General features: G+C 45.5%; 24 protein-coding genes. All 24 read right to left on the reverse strand.

Going from position 1 to position 19,590, the window contains the following annotated elements:
* Positions 1 to 57: 57 nt before the first annotated feature.
* A complete protein-coding gene (locus H7F26_RS03245; protein ID WP_003185665.1) occupies positions 58 to 1,308 on the reverse strand; it encodes a murein hydrolase activator EnvC family protein in 1,251 nt (416 codons plus the stop codon).
* Between the two features lie 92 nt (positions 1,309 to 1,400).
* Positions 1,401 to 2,291: a permease-like cell division protein FtsX gene (ftsX, locus tag H7F26_RS03250; RefSeq protein ID WP_011198348.1), complete on the reverse strand. Its 891-nt coding sequence runs from the start codon at positions 2,289 to 2,291 to the stop codon at positions 1,401 to 1,403.
* Positions 2,284 to 2,970 (reverse strand): cell division ATP-binding protein FtsE, encoded by a 687-nt coding sequence (gene ftsE, locus H7F26_RS03255; RefSeq protein ID WP_003185670.1) that lies wholly within the window; start codon positions 2,968 to 2,970, stop codon positions 2,284 to 2,286. The genes ftsX and ftsE overlap by 8 nt, the downstream gene beginning before the upstream one ends.
* 352 nt (positions 2,971 to 3,322) lie before the next feature.
* A complete protein-coding gene (gene cccB / locus H7F26_RS03260; protein WP_003185673.1) occupies positions 3,323 to 3,649 on the reverse strand; it encodes a cytochrome c551 in 327 nt (108 codons plus the stop codon).
* A 48-nt stretch (positions 3,650 to 3,697) separates the two neighbouring features.
* Complete coding sequence (locus H7F26_RS03265) at positions 3,698 to 4,552, reverse strand: YitT family protein (protein ID WP_003185675.1); 855 nt, start codon at positions 4,550 to 4,552, stop codon at positions 3,698 to 3,700.
* Positions 4,553 to 4,752: 200 nt separating this feature from the next.
* Positions 4,753 to 5,854, reverse strand: a protein-coding gene (gene prfB / locus H7F26_RS03270; RefSeq protein WP_097366454.1) for a peptide chain release factor 2 whose coding sequence is annotated in 2 segments (ribosomal slippage) — positions 4,753 to 5,781 and positions 5,783 to 5,854 — 1,101 coding nt in all. Because the reading frame shifts where the segments join, the coding sequence is not laid out codon by codon here.
* 62 nt (positions 5,855 to 5,916) lie between these two features.
* Complete coding sequence (secA, locus tag H7F26_RS03275; RefSeq protein WP_003185681.1) at positions 5,917 to 8,442, reverse strand: preprotein translocase subunit SecA; 2,526 nt, start codon at positions 8,440 to 8,442, stop codon at positions 5,917 to 5,919.
* A 160-nt stretch (positions 8,443 to 8,602) separates the two neighbouring features.
* Entirely contained in the window at positions 8,603 to 9,163 is a 561-nt protein-coding gene (gene hpf / locus H7F26_RS03280) for a ribosome hibernation-promoting factor, HPF/YfiA family (RefSeq protein ID WP_009329664.1), read from the reverse strand.
* A 226-nt stretch (positions 9,164 to 9,389) separates the two neighbouring features.
* On the reverse strand, positions 9,390 to 9,767 hold the full coding sequence (locus H7F26_RS03285; RefSeq protein ID WP_003185684.1) for a DUF8042 domain-containing protein: 378 nt from the start codon (positions 9,765 to 9,767) through the stop codon (positions 9,390 to 9,392).
* A 9-nt stretch (positions 9,768 to 9,776) separates the two neighbouring features.
* Complete coding sequence (gene fliT / locus H7F26_RS03290) at positions 9,777 to 10,118, reverse strand: flagella biosynthesis regulatory protein FliT (protein WP_003185686.1); 342 nt, start codon at positions 10,116 to 10,118, stop codon at positions 9,777 to 9,779.
* Positions 10,118 to 10,519: a flagellar export chaperone FliS gene (gene fliS / locus H7F26_RS03295; RefSeq protein WP_003185688.1), complete on the reverse strand. Its 402-nt coding sequence runs from the start codon at positions 10,517 to 10,519 to the stop codon at positions 10,118 to 10,120. The genes fliT and fliS overlap by 1 nt, the downstream gene beginning before the upstream one ends.
* A gap of 21 nt (positions 10,520 to 10,540) precedes the next feature.
* A complete protein-coding gene (locus H7F26_RS03300; RefSeq protein ID WP_003185690.1) occupies positions 10,541 to 12,022 on the reverse strand; it encodes a flagellar hook-associated protein 2 in 1,482 nt (493 codons plus the stop codon).
* Positions 12,023 to 12,040: 18 nt separating this feature from the next.
* Positions 12,041 to 12,382 (reverse strand): flagellar protein FlaG, encoded by a 342-nt coding sequence (flaG, locus tag H7F26_RS03305; protein WP_025806161.1) that lies wholly within the window; start codon positions 12,380 to 12,382, stop codon positions 12,041 to 12,043.
* A 184-nt stretch (positions 12,383 to 12,566) separates the two neighbouring features.
* Positions 12,567 to 13,388 carry a flagellin Hag gene (gene hag, locus H7F26_RS03310; protein WP_003185695.1) on the reverse strand — a complete coding sequence of 274 codons (822 nt, stop codon included), beginning with the start codon at positions 13,386 to 13,388 and terminating at the stop codon, positions 12,567 to 12,569.
* 133 nt (positions 13,389 to 13,521) lie between these two features.
* The gene (gene csrA, locus H7F26_RS03315; protein WP_003185697.1) at positions 13,522 to 13,746 is read right to left on the reverse strand and encodes a carbon storage regulator CsrA; all 225 of its coding nucleotides are present in this window, start codon (positions 13,744 to 13,746) and stop codon (positions 13,522 to 13,524) included.
* The gene (gene fliW, locus H7F26_RS03320; RefSeq protein WP_011198351.1) at positions 13,740 to 14,171 is read right to left on the reverse strand and encodes a flagellar assembly protein FliW; all 432 of its coding nucleotides are present in this window, start codon (positions 14,169 to 14,171) and stop codon (positions 13,740 to 13,742) included. The genes csrA and fliW overlap by 7 nt, the downstream gene beginning before the upstream one ends.
* Before the next feature lie 21 nt (positions 14,172 to 14,192).
* Positions 14,193 to 14,759, reverse strand: coding sequence for a DUF6470 family protein (locus H7F26_RS03325; protein ID WP_003185702.1), 567 nt, complete (start codon positions 14,757 to 14,759; stop codon positions 14,193 to 14,195).
* Positions 14,760 to 14,808: 49 nt separating this feature from the next.
* The gene (gene flgL, locus H7F26_RS03330; protein ID WP_003185705.1) at positions 14,809 to 15,720 is read right to left on the reverse strand and encodes a flagellar hook-associated protein FlgL; all 912 of its coding nucleotides are present in this window, start codon (positions 15,718 to 15,720) and stop codon (positions 14,809 to 14,811) included.
* 10 nt (positions 15,721 to 15,730) lie between these two features.
* A complete protein-coding gene (flgK, locus tag H7F26_RS03335; protein WP_003185709.1) occupies positions 15,731 to 17,254 on the reverse strand; it encodes a flagellar hook-associated protein FlgK in 1,524 nt (507 codons plus the stop codon).
* A gap of 15 nt (positions 17,255 to 17,269) precedes the next feature.
* Positions 17,270 to 17,746, reverse strand: coding sequence for a flagellar protein FlgN (locus H7F26_RS03340; protein ID WP_003185711.1), 477 nt, complete (start codon positions 17,744 to 17,746; stop codon positions 17,270 to 17,272).
* An 18-nt stretch (positions 17,747 to 17,764) separates the two neighbouring features.
* Complete coding sequence (gene flgM, locus H7F26_RS03345) at positions 17,765 to 18,031, reverse strand: flagellar biosynthesis anti-sigma factor FlgM (RefSeq protein WP_003185713.1); 267 nt, start codon at positions 18,029 to 18,031, stop codon at positions 17,765 to 17,767.
* Between the two features lie 79 nt (positions 18,032 to 18,110).
* Positions 18,111 to 18,530: a TIGR03826 family flagellar region protein gene (locus H7F26_RS03350; RefSeq protein ID WP_003185715.1), complete on the reverse strand. Its 420-nt coding sequence runs from the start codon at positions 18,528 to 18,530 to the stop codon at positions 18,111 to 18,113.
* Positions 18,531 to 18,588: 58 nt separating this feature from the next.
* Positions 18,589 to 19,323: an amidophosphoribosyltransferase gene (locus H7F26_RS03355; protein WP_011198352.1), complete on the reverse strand. Its 735-nt coding sequence runs from the start codon at positions 19,321 to 19,323 to the stop codon at positions 18,589 to 18,591.
* On the reverse strand, positions 19,280 to 19,564 hold the full coding sequence (locus H7F26_RS03360) for a late competence protein ComFB (RefSeq protein ID WP_003185718.1): 285 nt from the start codon (positions 19,562 to 19,564) through the stop codon (positions 19,280 to 19,282). The genes H7F26_RS03355 and H7F26_RS03360 overlap by 44 nt, the downstream gene beginning before the upstream one ends.
* Positions 19,565 to 19,590: the final 26 nt, after the last annotated feature.

Raw genomic sequence — 19,590 nt, forward strand, 5'->3', positions numbered from 1 at the left:
CCAGTTTGAATAACAAAAAGCCGATTCAGTCCATCTCCGGACGAATCGGCTTTCATTTTAAAGCGGTATATAATTGGCCGGATCAACAGCATTGGATTTCGCGTTGTTCCAAAGGCCTTTATGAATTTCAAAGTGAAGATGCTGCCCGTAGGATTGGCCTGTATTTCCCATCGTTCCGATCACTTGTCCCTGTTCAACACGCTGGCCTGTCTGCACTTTAATTGAAGACATGTGAGCGTAGACCGTCTGATATGTTTGCCCGTTGATGTTATGGGTAATAAACACAACATTGCCGTAGCTGGACGAGTAATGGGCGTTATAGACCGTTCCGGCGGCGGCCGCATAAATCGGAACGCCTGAACCGCGCTTGGCGATGTCTACGCCGAAGTGATTTCCGAGCGAACGCTTTCCGAACCCGGAAGTAAATGTGCCGGAAGCAGGGCGGATAAAGCCTGAGCTGCTTGGTGCCGACGGTTTAGATGAGGAAGCTTCCGATTGGCCGCTTGAAGCCTGGCGGCTCGCTTCAGCTTCCTGCTTTTTGCGATGCGCCTCTTCGGCTTTGATCGCTTCATCCTGGCGCTTTAAAATTTCTGCTTCATTTTCGAGTGAACCAAGTTCTTCATGTGCATGATCTTTATCTTGCTTCACTTTTTTCATGACATTTGCTTTCTCTTTTTGCTGTTTGTCGAGCGTCTTTTTTAAATCTTCCAGGTCTTTGAGCGCTTTTTCAAGGCTTTCAAGGTCCTTGCTCAGCTTAGTTTCCTTTTCCTCGACAAGCTGAAGATCGCGTTTTTGCTCTTCCATCAGGTCTTTATCAGCTTCTACAATTGTCGAAACCGCACCCGCGCGGCTGATGAAATCCCCGAAGCTTTTCGAGCCGAGAAGCACATCTATGTATTGAACAGAACCGCCGTTTTCCTGCATTGAGCGAACACGGTCTTTCAATATTTTATTGCGTTTCTCAATCTTTTCTTTAAGCTTTTTTATTTGCTTTTTCAGCTCTTCGATGCTTTTCTTTGTTTTATCGATTTCTTCATTTTTCTTTTCCAGCTTTTCATTCGTGTCCGTCATCTTACGGTCGATTTTCTCGATCTCGCTTCTCAGGCTTGCTTCCTTTGATTCAAGCTCTGAAAGCTCCTGTTTCGTTTTTTCGAGTTTTGACTCGTTTTCAGATTTTTTGCTTTGAACGTCGCTCTTTTTTTTCTCCAAGTCTTCATAAGCTAAAGCATGGTTGCTTTTTAAGGGGATCAGCACTGCCGACGATCCGAGCACAGCGGTCAGCCCCAGCGTCATAAGCTTTCTTTTCAACCTTGGTTCCTCCTTGCCTTCAGAATCAAGGGAGCCCGGCGCTTTGCAGGCATCCCAGCTTTAAACATGATACAACCGGCGAAAGCGCCGGTTTAAACTTTTAAGAATTTGCGAATCGACATCAAGCTTCCCCATACACCGATAACGGCTCCGATCAGCACCAGGATCGCTGAAATCTGGAAGACGAACGGATTGTACGGCAAGAGCTGTATGAAAGTGCCTTGAACTTTCGGAGCGATCCACTGAACGGCATGATGATACGTTCCGAGCAAAATAGCGATCGGAATGATAGAACCGCATACACCCAAGAGCAAACCTTCAATGAAAAATGGCCAGCGAATGAACCAGTTTGTCGCACCTACAAGTTTCATAATCTCGATTTCTTTGCGTCTCGCAAAAATCGTAATTTTGATCGTATTAGAAATTAAAAACATCGCCGTAAACAGCAGGCCGATGACCAATGCAATCCCGATGACTTTGGCGACATTGCTGATTTTAAACAAGCGGTCTACCTGCTCCTGTCCGTATGTCACCTTATAGACATTGGTCAGCTTCTCAAGCTTCTTGGCAGCTTTCGGTGTGTCTTGAGGGTCTTTTGTTTTTACGACAAATGCATCGTTCAGCGGGTTTTCCTGCTCGAACATCGCAAAGAATTTCCCGTCTTCCCCAAAGCTGTCTTTCAGGTTTTTGAGTTCTTCATCTTTAGATGAGTATTTGACACTGCTGATTTCCGGTATTTTCTTTATTTCTTTTTCCAATGTATTTTTTTGATCCTGGTTGGCCGTTAAGTCAACCAGCACTTTGACTTCGACTTCTTGTTCGGCTTTTAATGTCATATTGTATACGTTCAGCATGATGACCATGAACACGCCGACCAAGATAAGTGTAACTGTTACAGCACTGATGGATGCGAAAGTCATCCACGCGTTTCTCCCGAGAGATTTTAAGCTCTCGCGCAAATGCCGTCCGAGAGTTCTAATCATAAGAACCATACTCCCCTCTAGCTTCATCACGCACAATGACCCCGTCTTCGATTGCGATGACCCGTTTCTTCATGGTGTTTACGATTTCTTTGTTATGAGTCGCCATAACGACTGTTGTTCCGCGGTTGTTGATCTCTTCGAGCGTCTTCATGATTTCCCAAGACGTCTCAGGGTCAAGGTTTCCCGTCGGCTCGTCAGCGATCACGACATCAGGGTCGTTGACGATTGACCGCGCAATTGAAACCCGTTGCTGTTCTCCTCCGGACAGCTGATCAGGAAATTGCCTTGCTTTGTGCTTCAGCTGGACAAGATCAAGCACTTCAAGCACTTTTTTTCTGATCACCTCTGGGCGCTCCCCGATGACCTCTAAAGCAAATGCAACATTTTCAAACACCGTCAGCTTCGGCAGCAGTTTAAAGTCTTGGAATACAACGCCGATTTTCCTTCTGATAAAAGGAATCTCTTTTTCTTTGAGCTGCGCCAAATTTTTATTGTTTATGACAATCTTCCCTTTGGAAGGCTTTTCTTCGCGGTAAATCATTTTAATGAAGGTTGATTTTCCTGCTCCGCTCGGTCCTACAACATAAACAAATTCCCCGGGATATATAGAGATGCTTATTCCGTTCAGCGCCGAGACCCCGTTGGAATAAGTCTTATATACATCTTTTATTTCGATCATGTAATCACCTAATCTTTTATGTTTATACGGTCATACTCTTCGAAAGGGCCTGTCGTTTTGTGTCCCCTGCCAATTTCACGATAAATGGTATTAATTCAAGCCCTTTTTCAACAACACCCATTATACGTCAAGATTAGACAAAATGATATTACAGTTTTGTTTCAATGCCGACCTAAGTTATAGGAAAAACGCAAAATCAGCCAAAAAATTTGTACTTTGGGCCTTATTTAAGACAAAAGAACCCGTTAATTCCGTTTTCCCAATAGGCAAAAAGACCTTTTCAACAAAAAAAGAACCTTTTTCACCTGAACGTGAAGAAGGTTCTTTTCGCCTCCTGACTGGCAAGGCATGCTTACTTTTTCTCTGAAAGCCACTTCGCGACCGCTTCAGCTTCTTTTTCGTCTACAAGATTGCCAGGCATTCCGCCGCGGCCGTTGACTACAATGTCCTTAATTTCGCTTTCCTTATACTTGCCGCCAACTTCCTTCAAACTCGGAGCGGAACCGCCGGCCAAATCCTTACCATGGCAGCCTGTGCAGTTTTGCTGGTAAATCTCTTCCCCGTCGGTTGCAGTTGCTTGCCCGCCTGTATTTTTCTCTTTGCTTTCGTTGTTATTGCCGCCGCAGGCAGCCAGCACAAAAGAAACAGCCATAAACAGAGTAAACAGCTTCATTTTCATTTTTTCAAGTCAGCTCCTTTAACAAGTCAACCTTTATTATAACCTCGATTATGCGCGTTTAAAACCCTCGCCAAGCACCTCTGAAGCATCCATCGCAATGACAAATGCAGACTCATCAATGTGTTTTACGAGTTGTTTCAGCTTTGTGAACTCGGTCTGGCCGACCACGCACATCAAAATAGGCCGCTCATCATCTGTATAGCCTCCGACCGCTGATATTTTCGTAATCCCCCTGTCGATTTTATTCAGTACCGCATGTCGAACTTCCTCTTCCCGGTTCGTAATGATCATCGCCATTTTGGAACGGTTCAATCCGACCTGGATGACATCGATGGTTTTGCTTGATATATAAACGCCAAGCATAGCATAAAGTCCCTGTTCGATGTTAAAAACAAACATCGCGGACAGGACGATCGTTCCGTCAATCAGCGCCAAACATTTGCCTTGCGACAGCCCGGTGTACTTATGAATGATTTGCGCGGCCAGCGCAGTGCCGCCTGTCGAGCCCCTTCCGAGAAAGACCATCCCGATCCCGACTCCGATGCCGACACCGCCGAAAATGGCGGCCAAGAGCGGATTCTCTGTCGCCGGAGCAATGTCCCGCGTCACGTATACGACAAACGGGAGAAAAACAGACCCGACAAGCGTCTTGATGCCGAATTTTCCTCCGAGTACCAGAACCCCGGCAATAAATAAAGGAATATTAAATGCCCATTGCACATAGGCGGCTTCAAAGCCGAACGATTGCAAAATGGTGCTGATGCCGCTGACTCCGCCGGCTGCAATCCGGTTGGGAAGCAAAAACATATTAAATGTCACAGCGACGACGGCTGATCCAAACAGGATATAGCCGTAGTCACGCAGCACCGTAAACAATTGATATCTCGTTTTGTCCATATTCATGTCTGTCATCCTCCGCACGATTCATTACCAATCGAGAGTATAGCATTTAGCATACTGTAAGTAAATAACAGCCAAATAACGTATTAATTGAATAAAGCGGCAGAGGGACAAAGCTTCTTACGGCTTAAGCTGCCCAGATTCAGGCAATTTTCCCCGCAAAAAAGGCACATCCTCACAATGTGGATGCGCCTTTCTTCAATTTAGGAAAGCTTGGAACGCAAATATGCGTCAATGAAAGAGTCAATGTCTCCGTCCATAACCGCCTGCACGTTCCCCATTTCCGTGTTGGTTCGATGATCCTTCACTAGAGAATACGGGTGGAAAACGTATGAGCGGATCTGGCTTCCCCAGCCGATTTCTTTTTGTTCGCCGCGAATTTCGTCCAGCTGTGCCTGCTGCTCCTCGATTCTGCGCTGATACAGCTTCGATTTCAGCATTTTCATGGCACGTTCGCGGTTTTTAATTTGTGATCGCTCTGTCTGACAAGTGACGATGACGCCTGTCGGCAAGTGGGTGATCCTGACGGCGGAGTCTGTCGTATTGACGTGCTGGCCGCCGGCGCCGCTTGCCCTGTACGTATCGACTTTAATATCTTCCGTACGGATCTCAATGTCGATTTCTTCGTTGAATTCAGGCATGACATCACAAGACACAAACGACGTGTGCCTGCGCCCTGAAGAGTCAAACGGAGAAATTCTGACGAGCCTGTGCACGCCTTTTTCGGCTTTTAAATAACCGTAGGCATTGTGGCCTTTAATCAGGAGAGTGACAGACTTGATTCCCGCCTCATCTCCTGGAAGGTAATCAAGGGTTTCCACCTTGAATCCGCGGCGCTCTGCCCACCTGGTGTACATTCTGAGAAGCATTGAACCCCAATCCTGTGATTCGGTGCCGCCGGCTCCCGGGTGAAGCTCAAGGATCGCATTGTTTTTATCATAAGGCTCGCTTAACAATAGCTGGAGCTCAAATTCATTAAACTGCTTTGTTAAGCTTTTCAGCTCGTTGACCAGTTCATTTTGCAGGTCCTGGTCAGGATCTTCTTTTAAAAGATCATGTGTCATTTGCAGTTCTTCATGAGACTCGCTTAAACTTTTGTACGTGTTGACATAGTCTTTTAACGCATTCGCTTCATTAATGATCGTCTGCGCTTTCTGCTGATCTCCCCAAAAGTCGGGGTCAGCCATCTGCTCGTCTAATTCGCTGATTCTTGCTTCCTTTGTTTCGAGGTCAAAGAGACCCCCTGAAGTCCGCTAACCGAGTAGCCATATTTTCAAGTTCCTGTCTGATTTCTGCCAATTCCATTATTCTTTCACCTCATCATATATTTCAGCCGGTTCAAAATAAAAAGAGGCGTGCACCTCTTTTTATTCTGTTCTTCCGCAGCAGTTTTTATATTTTTTTCCGCTTCCGCAGTAGCAAGGATCATTGCGTCCGATATCCACCGCTTTGCGGACCGGTTTTTTCTTCGCTTGTTTTTCCTCATCGCCTTCTTTCGGCTGATGGGCTGTCGTCTGTCCTTGAATGACCTCTTCGCGCTCAAGGTTGTTTTCGATTTCAGCCTTCATGACGAATTTGGCTACATCATCTTCAATCGCCGCGATCATGTTTTCAAACATTGCAAAGCCTTCCATCTGATACTCGCGGAGCGGGTTTGTCTGAGCATAAGCGCGCAGATGAATTCCTTGCCGCAGCTGATCCATCGCATCGATGTGATCCATCCATTTCGTATCCACTTCGCGGAGAACGATGACTTTCTCAAATTCGCGCATTTGTTCAGAGCCGTACCGCTCTTCTTTCTCATCGTATTTCGTTTTGATGCGGTCGTAAATGAGCTCTGTAATCTCCTCGGGCTCTTTTCCGAAAATGTCGCTTTTCTCCACTCCACCTTCATCAAGGAAATTCGCATTTACAAGCTCCACAAGGCCGTCAAGATTCCACTCTTCAGGCAGATCTTCCTTCGGCGTATATGAAGCAACAGCCCGCTCGAGTGAAGCTTTAATCATATTTTCGACGATGGAGCGGAGGTTATCGGAATCGATGACCTCAAAGCGCTGTTTATAGATGACTTCGCGCTGCTGGCGGAGCACGTCATCGTATTGCAGAAGCTGCTTACGGGCATCAAAGTTGTTGCCTTCCACACGCTTCTGTGAAGATTCGACCGCTCTTGAAACCATCTTGCTCTGTATCGGCGTCGAATCGTCCATTCCGAAGCGGTCAAGCATCGCCATCGTCCGCTCTGCGCCGAAGCGTTTCATTAATTCATCTTCCATGGACAGATAAAATTGGGTGATACCAGGGTCCCCCTGACGGCCTGAACGTCCGCGCAGCTGGTTGTCAATCCGCCTTGATTCATGGCGTTCCGTACCGATGACGGCCAGTCCGCCAAGCTCTTTTACACCTTCGCCAAGCTTGATGTCCGTTCCGCGGCCCGCCATGTTGGTCGCGATGGTGACCGCGCCTTTTTGCCCGGCATCTTCGATAATCTGAGCTTCCCGCTCATGGTTTTTCGCGTTCAACACTTGATGCGGGATTCCTTTATTTTTAAGGAGCCTTGATATCAATTCAGATGTTTCAACCGCAACCGTACCGACAAGTACCGGCTGTCCGACCATATAGCGCTGGGCGACATCCTCTGCAACAGCTTTAAATTTTCCTTCCATGGTCCGGTAAATTAAATCCGGTCGGTCATCGCGGGCAATCGGCTTGTTGGTCGGAATCGTAACAACCTGCATGTTGTAGATGTTGCGGAATTCTTCTTCTTCCGTTTTTGCGGTACCCGTCATTCCAGCCAATTTTTCATACATTCGGAAATAGTTCTGGAAGGTGATCGTCGCGAGCGTCATGCTCTCATTTTGGATCTCAAGGCCTTCCTTCGCTTCAATGGCCTGGTGAAGTCCGTCGCTGTAGCGGCGGCCTTTCATCAAACGGCCTGTAAAAGAGTCGACGATAACGACCTGACCGTCTTCGACGACGTAGTCGACGTCTTTATGCATCGCCGCATGGGCTTTCAGCGCCTGGGCAATATGATGGTTTAAGGCGACATGGCGGACGTCAAACAAGTTTTCGATGCCAAATGCCTTTTCAGCTTTTGTCATCCCCTCTTCAGTCAGCTGAACGCCTTTTGTTTTCACATCGTATGTGTAGTCCTGATCCGCTTTTAGCGTGCGGACAAACGCATTGGCCTGAACATAAAGCTTGGTGGATTTGGCCGCTTGTCCAGAAATGATGAGCGGCGTTCTTGCTTCATCGATCAAAATGGAGTCGACTTCATCGATGACCGCAAAATGAAGCGGGCGCTGAACCATCTGCTCTTTATAAAGCACCATGTTGTCGCGCAAGTAGTCAAAGCCAAGCTCATTATTCGTAGAATACGTAATATCTGCTGCATAGGCTTCACGCTTCTCGTCTTTTGACAGGCTGTTCAGGTTTAGGCCGACCGTCAGCCCGAGAAACTCAAAGATTTTCCCCATCTCTTCAGCGTCGCGGCTCGCCAGGTATTCGTTGACCGTCACGACGTGAACGCCTTTCCCTGACAGAGCGTTCAAGTAAACGGGCATTGTGGAAGTCAGCGTTTTACCTTCCCCCGTTTTCATTTCGGCGATATTCCCTTCATGAAGGGCGACGCCCCCCATCAGCTGAACCTTAAACGGAAACATGCCTGTCACGCGCCGGGAAGCTTCCCTGACAACGGCAAACGCTTCAACCAAAAGATCGTCAACCGTTTCGCCTTTTTCAAGGCGCTCTTTGAACTCGATCGTCTTTTGCTTCAAAGCTTCGTCTGAAAGCTTCTCTATATCTGCCTTGAGCGCATCAATCTCGTTCGCTTTCTTTTCATAACGGCTGAGCGTGCGTTTTGTCGGATCAAACACTTTATTTAAAATTCCAAGCATAGAATAACGCTCCTCTTTAATTTCCTTGTTTAAGCATGAGTAAACAGTAATTTTTATATATGCAATATCATATCATACCTTTTGTCATTTCCAAACAATTTACCGCGGGGGAACGGAAAAAATCCCCTCTGCGGAAGATCCGGGAGGGGACTCGATATATTTATTCGTTCGGCTCGATCAAACCGTATTTTCCATCGTTTCTTCGGTAGACCACATTGGTCAGATTGGTTTCGGCGTTCGTGAATACAAAGAAGCTGTGTCCAAGCATATTCATTTGTAAAATCGCTTCTTCATTATCCATCGGCTTTAAATTAAAGCGCTTTTGACGGACAACCTGCGGCTGTTCATCCTCAATGTCTTCCTGCACGGCCGTTCCGATGCCGTTTCCTTCTGCAAAAACATGCTTCGAAGAACCTTTTTCGCGGAATTTCCGGTTAACTTTTGTTTTATGCTTGCGTATTTGACGTTCCAGTTTGTTCGTTGCGAGATCGATTGCATTGTACATATCTTCGTGGTGAACTTCCGCACGGAGAGAGAGGTCTGTCATTGGAATTGTCACTTCCACCTTTGATTCCTGATCATTGTAGAATTTTAAGTTGACGTGAACAATCGCATCAACGTTATTTTCAAAATAACGCTCAAGCTTTCCAATCTTCTTCTCGACGTGTTCTCTTAACGCTGGTGTTACCTCAATATTTTCTCCTCTGACGTTGAACTCCATCAAAAGAACGCCTCCTTTATATTAAGGATATGTAAATATATTTCGTCTTTTCCCTGCTGAATTCCTGCATAAACGTAAAAATTATGTGAAAAATCCGTGAATTTTGACGAAGTTTGTCTCCTGCCATCTGAGCCCCTTTATTAAATCTTAAATATATTCACATGCGGATAAAATAAGAACAAAAAATAACGGCATACACCTGCAGAATCCTGACAGATGTATGCCATTAATGGATGACATAAGGTTTCATGCATTGGTGGATCGTTTTCATCCATTCCCGATAAAGCGGTAAAAAGTGATGGATCAAGTCATGCTGAAATTCAGCAGACGGATAATTGTAGTAGATCAAGCTGTCAAACTCACGGAAGACTCTGTCAAAAAAACGAATCGAAGATTTGGCACAGCTTGTCTCCAAAATCGACAGCAAAACAGCGTGCGACGAATCCAACTGAAAAAAAGCATAGATTAAATCGTTAAAAATCCGCTCTCCTTCTGTCTTCGCCAAATCTTGATTCGCTTCTATTAAATAGCAAAACCCCTCTTCAATCGTAAACAAAAGCTGATAATAAGTCGTTAAGAGCATGTAATCGTCGGTGCTTGTCAAAGCGATCACCTATTTGCGCTTGTCATAATATGTGCCGTCAATCGTCATGTTGGCGTACGGATTGATATAGGAATGATGCATGGCACGCTTCTGCTTCGCCTGAAGCAGCTCCTGCTTGACAGCCTGCTGCAGCCTTTTCAGTTCGGCCATGATCAATGGCTCCATATCCGTCACCTGCTGCAGCTGCCGCTTTTCCGTCTCAGAAAGAGGCGGCTTGATCTCGCGGATCAAGCCATCGCGTTTTTTAAGAAAATCTTCAATTGCCTGAACCAGCTCGTCGCTTTCCGGGGCGCCTTTTATTTGAGCGAGCATATGTTTTGTTTCGCTGTAGAGCAGCTCAATCTTTTCCATTATGCCAGTCCGCCCGATCCGAACCGGCCCTGCCGTTCAATTTGAAGCGCCTGCTTCCAGGCATCGCGTAAATCTTTGACATACCCTTCGACTTCCGCCACGATATCTTTGTCATTGTTAATGTTTGCTTCAATCAGGCGGCGGTGGATATACTCGTACATCGCCCCCATCGAAGCGGCCAATTCGACTTTCCGATCAAGGGTGATATTGAGCTCCTGTATAATGTTTTGAGCTTTGACAAGGTTCGTATTTTTCGTTTCCATATCCTCTTGTTCAATCGCCTGTTTCGCCAGCTTCATAAATTTAAGGCAGCCGTCAAATAGCATAAGCGTCAATTCTCCAGGAGTCGCCATGTTGATTGAATTTTGCTGATAAGCTGCATACGGATTGTTTAAAGCCATTGTTGATCCTCCAAATTACAATTATTGTCCAAGCAATTGCGCCAAGTATGTCGATTGTTCATTCATTTTTTGAATCGCTTTTTCCATCGCCGTGAACTTTGTATAATAGCGATTTTCGATTTGTGTCAGGCGGTTATTCATGGACGAAATATCAGATTCAACTGTATTCAAGTTTTTCCCGATTGTAAATTGATTGTTTGCCATTGCTGAATTTCCGGCTTTATCTTCAATCTGCTTCTTCGTATCGGTCAAAACCGTCTGAAGGCGTCTCATGATGCCTTTTTCATTGTAATTTTCCGTGCTGCTCGTTCCCGCCATAAAGAGGTTTGCCACACTGTCAGGGTCTTCTTTAATTTTCGCTTTCAGCTTTTCTTCGTTGATCTCTAAATGACCGCGCTGACTGTATACGCTTGATGTCGTAATTCCAAACTGAGTGAGCTGCAGCGATTCGCCGTTCACAGAGACATTCGAATAAAAATCTGTCCTCATTTGATTGGTGGCGCCGCTTAAAATCGTGTCGCCCCTTAACAATCCGCTTTTCGCTTTTTCTTCCCACAGCTCAATTTGCTTTTCCGTCATATCTTTTTTCTGTTCTTCTGTCAGCGGCGTATAGTCGCGGTATTTCTTTTCCGTGAGCTTGCCGTTGACCATATCGATCAGTTCGTTGTACTGTGTGACAAAGTCTTTAATCTTTTCATAAATCCCGTCAACATCAGTCGCTACATCAAGCGAAACGGGGCTGTTTGTCGTATTCTTCAACTGATATGTCACATTATTAACGGTAAAGTTGTTCGTTGTCTTCTCAATCTGCAATCCGTTGATGACAACTTCGGCGTTTTGGCCGGCTTGGCTGGCTGTCAGCTTGTTGTCGGCATCAAGCGCAAATCCGAGCTGATTGGACATAAAGCTCGCCGTCGCATCATCAGCTGCCTGTATGCTGCCCCCTGCGCCGGTTGCTTTTGATGTGAAAGCGATCGTTTCTACATATTCAGAACCGTTATAAATCTTTTCTTTCATAGCGGTTACGCCCAAATTTGATTTGTTGACTTTGGAAACGATGTCATCCAGCGTATCCGTGCTGCTGACGCTGATTTCAACTTTTTTCGCAGTCGTTTCTCCAGGTGCTGTCACTTGGAAAGTTAGCGTTTGATCGCTCCCGGTATACCCTGAAAGGCTGGAAGATTTATAGGTGGCCGCAGTCGCCAGCTTGTTGACTTGGATCGTGCCTGACGCCGCATTCGTGGTGCCTGTTGCCGTAACCGCCGACTCGTCAGAGCTTGTCACCTTTTTCGCGCCGTACGTGCTGGGACGGAGCATAAGGTTGATGGATTCCTGCAAATCTTTAATTTTCGTATTGATTTCACGATAGCTGTCGCGCTGCCACTCCAAAGTCTGTTTCTTTTGAGTAAGCTTATCAAGCGGGACACGCTCCGTCTTCATTAATTTGCTGACAATTTCATCTATATCCATACCTGAAGCTAATCCTGATATTCTGATCGCCATATCTTTAACACTCCTGTTCTATGTAGTTTTATCGACAATTAACCCCATAAATTCCGCCATCGCCGCATAAAAATCGAGCCACTCCTTTGGCGGGATCTCGCGGACGACTTCCTCTGTCCGATTGTCCACGACTTTCACATAATACTCTCCCAATTTTTCGTGAAGCACAAACTGTAGGTGCACCTGCGACGGCTCCAAAAGGTTGTTTGCGCCTTGTACGGTTTTTTCAAGCTGAGCAAATGTAAATTCTGCAGCGTCCGTCTGCTGCGGGCGTTCAACAGCTTCGTACTGTTTATTCAACATATGTGTTTTGTAAGCATCAATAATGGGTTCTAAAGATGACAATCTATTGATCGACAATTTTTACCATCCCCTATGCTATGATCTAAAACTTATATCGGCTAAGGGCGAATGAGATTAAATATCTTTATGGAAAAAAATTATGAGAAAAGACATAGAGGTTTAAATAAAAAAGGAATCCCTGCAAAGGATTCTTGGACAAATGTAAAAAAAGACCTTGGCAAAGGCCAAGATCTTTTTAAAATTAACGAAGCAATTGAAGTACGTTTTGCGGCTGTTGGTTCGCTTGAGCAAGCATCGCTTGAGAAGCTTGAGAAAGAATGTTGTTCTTAGTGAACTCGCTCATTTCTTTAGCCATGTCTACGTCACGGATACGAGACTCAGCAGCAGTTAAGTTCTCAGAAGAAGCACCAAGGTTGTTGATTGTGTGCTCTAGACGGTTTTGTACCGCACCAAGTTTAGAACGTTGGCTTGAAACAGTTGTAATTGCAGTATCAATTTTAGCGATCTCAGTGTTAAAGTCAAAAGCAGCATCTGAAACATCGATACCATTTACCCCTAATGTTGTTGCATCCATGCTTCCAATTTGAACGTTAATACTTTGGTTAGCATTGGCGCCGATTTGGAATGTGAATCCAGCTGTCACACTACCATTTAAGAGTTTTTTTCCGTTAAATTCAGTACGTTGAGAGATGCCATTAATTTCTTCTTCTAACGCACTCATTTCATCTTTAATTGCAGTTAAATCTTCAGGTTGTTGTGTTCCAGTGTTACCTGCTTGAACAGTAAGTTCACGCATACGTTGAAGGATTGCATGAGTTTCAGTCAATGCACCTTCAGCTGTTTGGATAAGAGAGATGCCGTCTTGAGCGTTCTTAGAAGCCATTTCAAGACCGCGGATTTGTCCTCTCATTTTTTCAGAGATTGCAAGACCTGCTGCGTCATCTCCGGCACGGTTGATGCGAAGACCAGAAGAAAGCTTCTCCATGTTCTTTTGGCTTGCGCTGTTGTTTGAAGACAGACGGTTCAGCGTGTTAAGCGCTGCAATGTTGTGGTTGATTCTCATTGTGTATTTCCTCCTTGAAATGTGTTTGATTGCACGTCCATGTGCATGTTTGAAGCATTCAGGCTGTCCCTCCTGCTACATACTTTATATCGGAGGTGCCTTGAAATTGTTTATAGCAAAAATAAAAAAATCCTCACTTTTTTTGTGAGGATAATTTCGCAAGCAAATCGTTTGAGATGGAAGCGGCCCGGCTGTTTTCTTCCTGGATCGCCAAATAGATTTCCTTGCGGTGAATTTCGATATGCTTCGGCGCGTCGATGCCGATTTTCACCTGATCTCCGTCAACGGATATGATTTTCACTTCGATATCGTCTCCGATTTGAATCGCTTCATTGAGCTTGCGGGATAAGACTAGCATGCTTCCCCTCCTATCGGCTGCTTTGTCAGATAAGAAGAGTCATGCAAAATCACTTGCTTGGCAAGCATCTTTCTGCGGTTCACCACTATCGGCGCCATCAAATTGGCCGTTGATTTCTCGAATGGCTCTTCGATCGTTAAAATCGCCATTACTTCAACGTCTTCGGCAGATTCGATTTCAAGAAGTTCAACCGTCGTTTCATCAAGATCAAAGCCATAATCTTTGAAAAAGACGAACGGACTGGCGACAATGAATGCCAGCTCTTCCGACTGCACCGACTGAAGGACGACGAACGGCGAATCCTCGGAAAGCGGCAGGATGACGAACTTCTTTTCCCCTGTAAATCCAGGCAGGCCGTTTTTAAACACGATTGTCTGGTCTTCTTGAATTTGCGTTTCTCCGTGATACTTTGTTTTAATGATCATCATTCACGATCCTTTGCTGAATTACTTTTGTTTTGGGTATTCCACATCTATTTTTACCTCCGGATATTGGAGCATGTCAACCTTCACACTGCCCGGCGTATAGTTAACAACCGGTTTATTCGGCGTTGCTTCGATGATAGGCTTGCGCGGCGTCGCTTCAATGATCACTTTAGCCGGTTCGTATGCGATTTTCACCCTGTCAAATGACGGCGTAAAATGAACGCCGATTTGAATCGGTTCAGGCTCGCTGTTCCGCCTCGCCTGGTCTGCAAGCGGATTGCCTTCGATTTCGATCCGCATCATTTCGTCTCCTTCTTCAGCGGTCCGTGCCATTCCGGCGAGCCAATCCTGATAGCCCTGCTGCGCCCCTTCTTCAATCCTTTTAAATATATGCTTTCTTTCTAAGTCTTCCCAAGCTTTTGTCTGGTCAATCGTGAGCTTTGAAGGGGTGGTTGTAATCTTCAGTTCGGCCGGCGGCTGCTCGATTTTCAAGTCAGCGCGCGGCTGTTCCATTTTCAAATCTGGCGGCGTCGTTGTTAAACCGATGCGGCCGGGGATATTTTGCATGATCAGCCTAGGCATCTCCATTATGATATCCTCCTTTTGCTGAAAAAAAGCAACTCGGATAGAGTTGCTTTTATCTTAAAAAGTCAACCAGTGTCGGCTGAACGATTTTCGCATTTACGGCAAGTGCAGCTCTGTGAACCGATTGCTGTGTAATAAATTCAGTAATGATCTCCTCAAGCTCAACATCTTCGTTGTCTGACAATACCTTTGTCGCCGTCTCTTCCTGTTCGCTCAGCCGCGCATTGATCAATTCGAGCCGGTTGTAGCGCGCTCCGATATCAGACCGCTCATTGCTCATCTGATTGGAGAACTGGTCAATGTCTGAAAGGGCGTTTTCCATTCCTTCCATTGTTCCCGCTTTTAAGGCATTTTCGAGAGACTCAATCATTTCAAAGACGTTTTGTCCGCTGCTTGATTGTCCGCCGAAAGCCGAAATCGGATTTGAGTTTACATTTAAGGTTGCGTTTGGCGAAACATTGATGAGAACGTCAGAGCTGCTTGTATAGTTTTCAAAATTGTATGTGTAAGTACCATCGGCGTTTTTTGTGATCGGAGCGACGTCAGAGTTCGTTCCGTTAAAAAGGTAGCGGCCGTTGACCTGCGTATTGGCGATCTGAATCAGCTGGTCTTTCAGTTGGCCGATTTCGACCCCGATCGCATTTAATTCATCCTTGCCGTTTGTACTGTTTTGAGCCTTAACGGTCAGCTCCCTGATTTTCGCCATGATATCAATGCCTTCTGTAATGTTCGTTTCCGTGTTTTCAAGCCATGTAAAAGCTTGCGAGGCATTGCTTTGATATTGTTTAACCTGGGACAGCTGTGTATTGTACTTCAGGCTTTTCATCGCGACGACGGGATCGTCGGATGCCTTTGTGATCTTTTTTCCCGAAGAAATCTGGGATTGAAGCTTATCCAGTTTTCCATAGCTTGAATTGATGTAGCGCAAAGAATTTTTTGCAATCATCCCTTGGGTTACCCGCATGAATCTCTACCTACCTTCCCACGACACCCATGCCGTTAATAATCTTATCGAGGACTTCGTCCTGCAGCGTAATCATTCTCGCAGCCGCGTTATAAGCATGCTGGAATTGGATCATGTTCGACATTTCTTCGTCTAATGATACGGCGCTAACAGACTGTCTGTTCAATTCAGCAGTGTTTACAAGCGTTTCTGTATTTTTGGCCAGTCTGTTTGTTTCCTGAGCTTTTACGCCCATTTCACCGATGATGCCTGCGTAATAGTCTAAAACGGTCGTCGTTTTGTCACCGATTTGAATTTTCTTGGTGAAGACATTAGCGAGATTTGTCGCGTTGGCGTTGTCGCTCGCTTCACCATTCAGCGATGCGGCGACTTTATCGCCTTTTGAATTCATGATCTCATCGGCTACTTTGATTTTGCCGGCGGCTCCCTTTGCAGGCTCAGCCTCTCCTCCGGTAAATTCAAAGAAAATGCCTCCCGGTTCTCCCGATGAAGTAAACCCGCTTTGATGGACTGCATTAAACTCTTTCGCAAAAGCAAGCGCCATCGTATCCAGATCTGCGAGCATTTCGGGATACAAACCTTTTTCTTCACCGTTTGACATATATCCGTAAGATTCGATTAAACCGAGCAGGGACCCTTTGCTAGTAAACGAATCGATGCCGATATCCGTCCCGCCGAGGGAAACGCCCGTCACAAGGCCTGTATCGTTGTCGTAATTCACTTTGACAGTTTCAGTCGTGAAGTTTGGCCCGTCAAGAACCTTGCCCAGAGACTGGCCGTTTACGTCAAGGACTTCTATTGACACAATGCCTTCAGCGGTTGCGAGTGGATTGCCGCCGGTTTTCGCATAGCTGACTTTGATATTAACCATTGAAGACAGTTCATCAAGGAGCTGATCACGCTTATCGTACAAATCGTTCGGGAGATAGCCGTTCGGCTCGACTTTGGCGATTTGCTCGTTCAAGCTGTTCAGCTGGGACAAAAGCGAGTTAATCGTCATCACATTTTGATCAATCTGGTCGCCTAAATTTGATTGAACGGTTGTCAGCGATTCATACAGAGTGTTAAATGTATCGGCGACCGCCTGCCCTTTTTGCGCAACAACAGAAGCAGCGCTCGGTTCGTGGGCGTTGTTCGTCAATTCCTGAATGGAATTCCAGAATGAATTCAGAACTTTGTTTAGTCCGGTGTCGTTCAGTTCATTCATAATCCCTTCCATTTGGTTAAAAGCGTCCACTTTTGCATTGTAATAGCCGGCCTTTGTATTCTGCGTCCTGTATTGATAGTCCAGAAAGCTGTCCCTAACCCTTTCAACCGAACCGATTTCAACGCCTGTACCCATCTGGCCTGCAAGTCCGACAGAGTCTCTTGATACGGACGGATAAGGGGTTGATGCTTTAAATGTAACACGCTGTCTTGAATACCCTTCGGTATTGGCGTTGGATATATTGTTTGCTGTCACGCTCAGAGCTGATTGCTGCGCGGACAAGCCTCTTTTTGCGATTTCCAGCCCTAAAAAAGTTGGATTTGTCATCTTTTTCACTCCGTTCTAAGCTTTTGAATCGAATAAAGAAAGCCGTTTCACCCCGCCTGTCTGGTTTGGCTGCTGCTCTTTTCCGTAATTCGAACCGCCTTCATTCGGAAGGAGCATATCAAATGTAAGCGAGATAAATTGAAGCGACTGAAAAGTCAGCTGCTTGTTCAAATCGTTCACATCCTTCAAACGGGTGACGAGCTGTGAGAGCTTGGCATACAGCTGTTCCAGCACCTTTTTCTCGCCGCCCGCAGCTTTGCTGATACATGCGCTGATCGTCGCGTCCGAGCTGCCGATACAGCTTTTAGTTGCTTCAATGCGGGACTGCTCCGTTTGTTCAATGGCCTGCACATACTTTTGTTCTTTCGTCACGATTTCTGAAAGTGCCTTTATTTCGTTCGTCTTCAGCGCCTCCGTTTTTTGTTCCGACAGAGACAGCAGATGTTCATGCAGCACGCATAAGCGCTCCAGCTCTTCAATCACCCGTTTCACTGAACTGACTTCCTCCTTTTATTGCTGTTTATAAAAATTGACCATTTTTTCAGCTATGCCTTTGCCGTCAACTTTGTACGTTCCATTCTCCACGGCTGCTTTCAGCTGGGCAATTTTCTCCTGACGCTCCTTCATTAAATCAGGGCCTTTTTGCAGCTCCTTTGCTTTCGCGGAAATCTCAACTTTGTCTTCCGGCTGGGCTGCTCCCTGTGAAGAAGCTGTTTGTTTTTCAAATGATTTATGATAAGGATTAACAGGTTGTGTTCCATATTGGTTGATCTTCATGGGATTCCTCTCACTTTCCGCCATAGTTATCTATGATCATACTCATTTTATCGTCTGAGCTTCAAGTTAGTTTAGGGAATCAGTCATTTTTGGGCTTAAAGGTATAGTACGTGCCTTTAGAACTATTATTTCTCTCTCTTTCAAGCTGCTCCAGCTGGTCTAATTGACTCATTTGCGATGCCAAATCCTGCTCGCATGACATGCAATAACGTCCTTCCCGAATAAGCGTGCCGCACCTTTCGCACGGATAGCCGAGATTCGGGAAATTAGAGATTTGAATGCGTTTCTGTCTAATAAACTTCAATATTAACTCTTCTTCGACACCTGTTTTTTCTACGATCTGAAACATCGTGGACTGCCGGTTTTCCTGTTTTTTCAGAAATTTATAAACAATTTCATACGCGCGCTCTTCTTCTTTCAAGCATGAAGCGCAAACGGTTTGAAAACTGCTTTTCATAAACAATGCGTTACATCTTGGACAATTCGCCAATTGACTCATAAACTTTGACCCCTATCCTTAAATTCTATTTTTTATATCGGCAGGGAAGAAAAATGATTTAGCTTCTAATTAATGTATATGATGATACAGATTTTGCTTCTCCGGATGTCATCAGGCAATCAGCGGCATGATGAAGGGTCGCTCCTGTCGTATACAAGTCGTCAATCAATATGACATCCAGATTCTTTACTGACCCCTTTTCGGTTCTAAAAACGGTTTTTGGCTTAATTCGCTCTTTCCTGCTTTTTTTGGATTGTTTTTCATTTTCGATTCTGATCAAGGGATGAATAACGGGTATTTGTAATAAGGAAGCAAGACGCTCCGCCTGATTAAATCCCCTCTCCGCTTTACGTTCTTCACTGAGAGGTATCGGAACTAAAACAGACGGGCTGCGGCGGAAGTATTGTTGAAAAGCGCTGATAAATGAAGGGGCAAAAGCGAAGACCAGTTCAGCATCACCTCTGAACTTAAAACGGGCAAGGACTTCTTTCATGAAAGTATTGTAGAGATAAACAGAGCGGTTTTGCCTCAAAAGAGAGCGGGTTAACGGATTGGCCTCCCATTTTGCGCAGTCACCGCACAGCTCTTCGCTCCCCTGTGGCCGTCCGCACTTAGGGCATACGGTTCCTTTGATCTCGATAAAGTTCTCTTTACATTCCCTGCATATTTTCTCTTCTGATCGTAAAAAGAAAAAAGAATGCCATGAGAGAGAATGTAAAAGAGGCGCTGCACAAATTAAACAATTCAGTTTATTCCCTCCCTCTTCGATTGCTTGCGCAAAGCGGGTTTTCATTCACCTTTCTGGCAGCTTCAGCCAAGGTGACAAGCATTGATGTATTCTTTTGTTTGTCAACGAGCTCTGCTTTTATGTAAGCCAGCTTCGACTGATCTGTTACATATTGCGGTTTTACTGCATTTAAAGCCAAGGCGAGCACATCCTCCCTGCACCTGCTGCACGTACAGCTCATGTGCAGCTGATCGATATACTGATCAAACAACTCTTCCAAAACAGCTTCTTTGGCGTTGACTAGCATCCGGCACCGCTCCTCATTTTATATTC

It is taken from the genome of Bacillus sp. PAMC28748 (assembly GCF_014250415.1).
GTDB classification, from domain to species: Bacteria; Bacillota; Bacilli; order Bacillales; family Bacillaceae; genus Bacillus; species Bacillus licheniformis.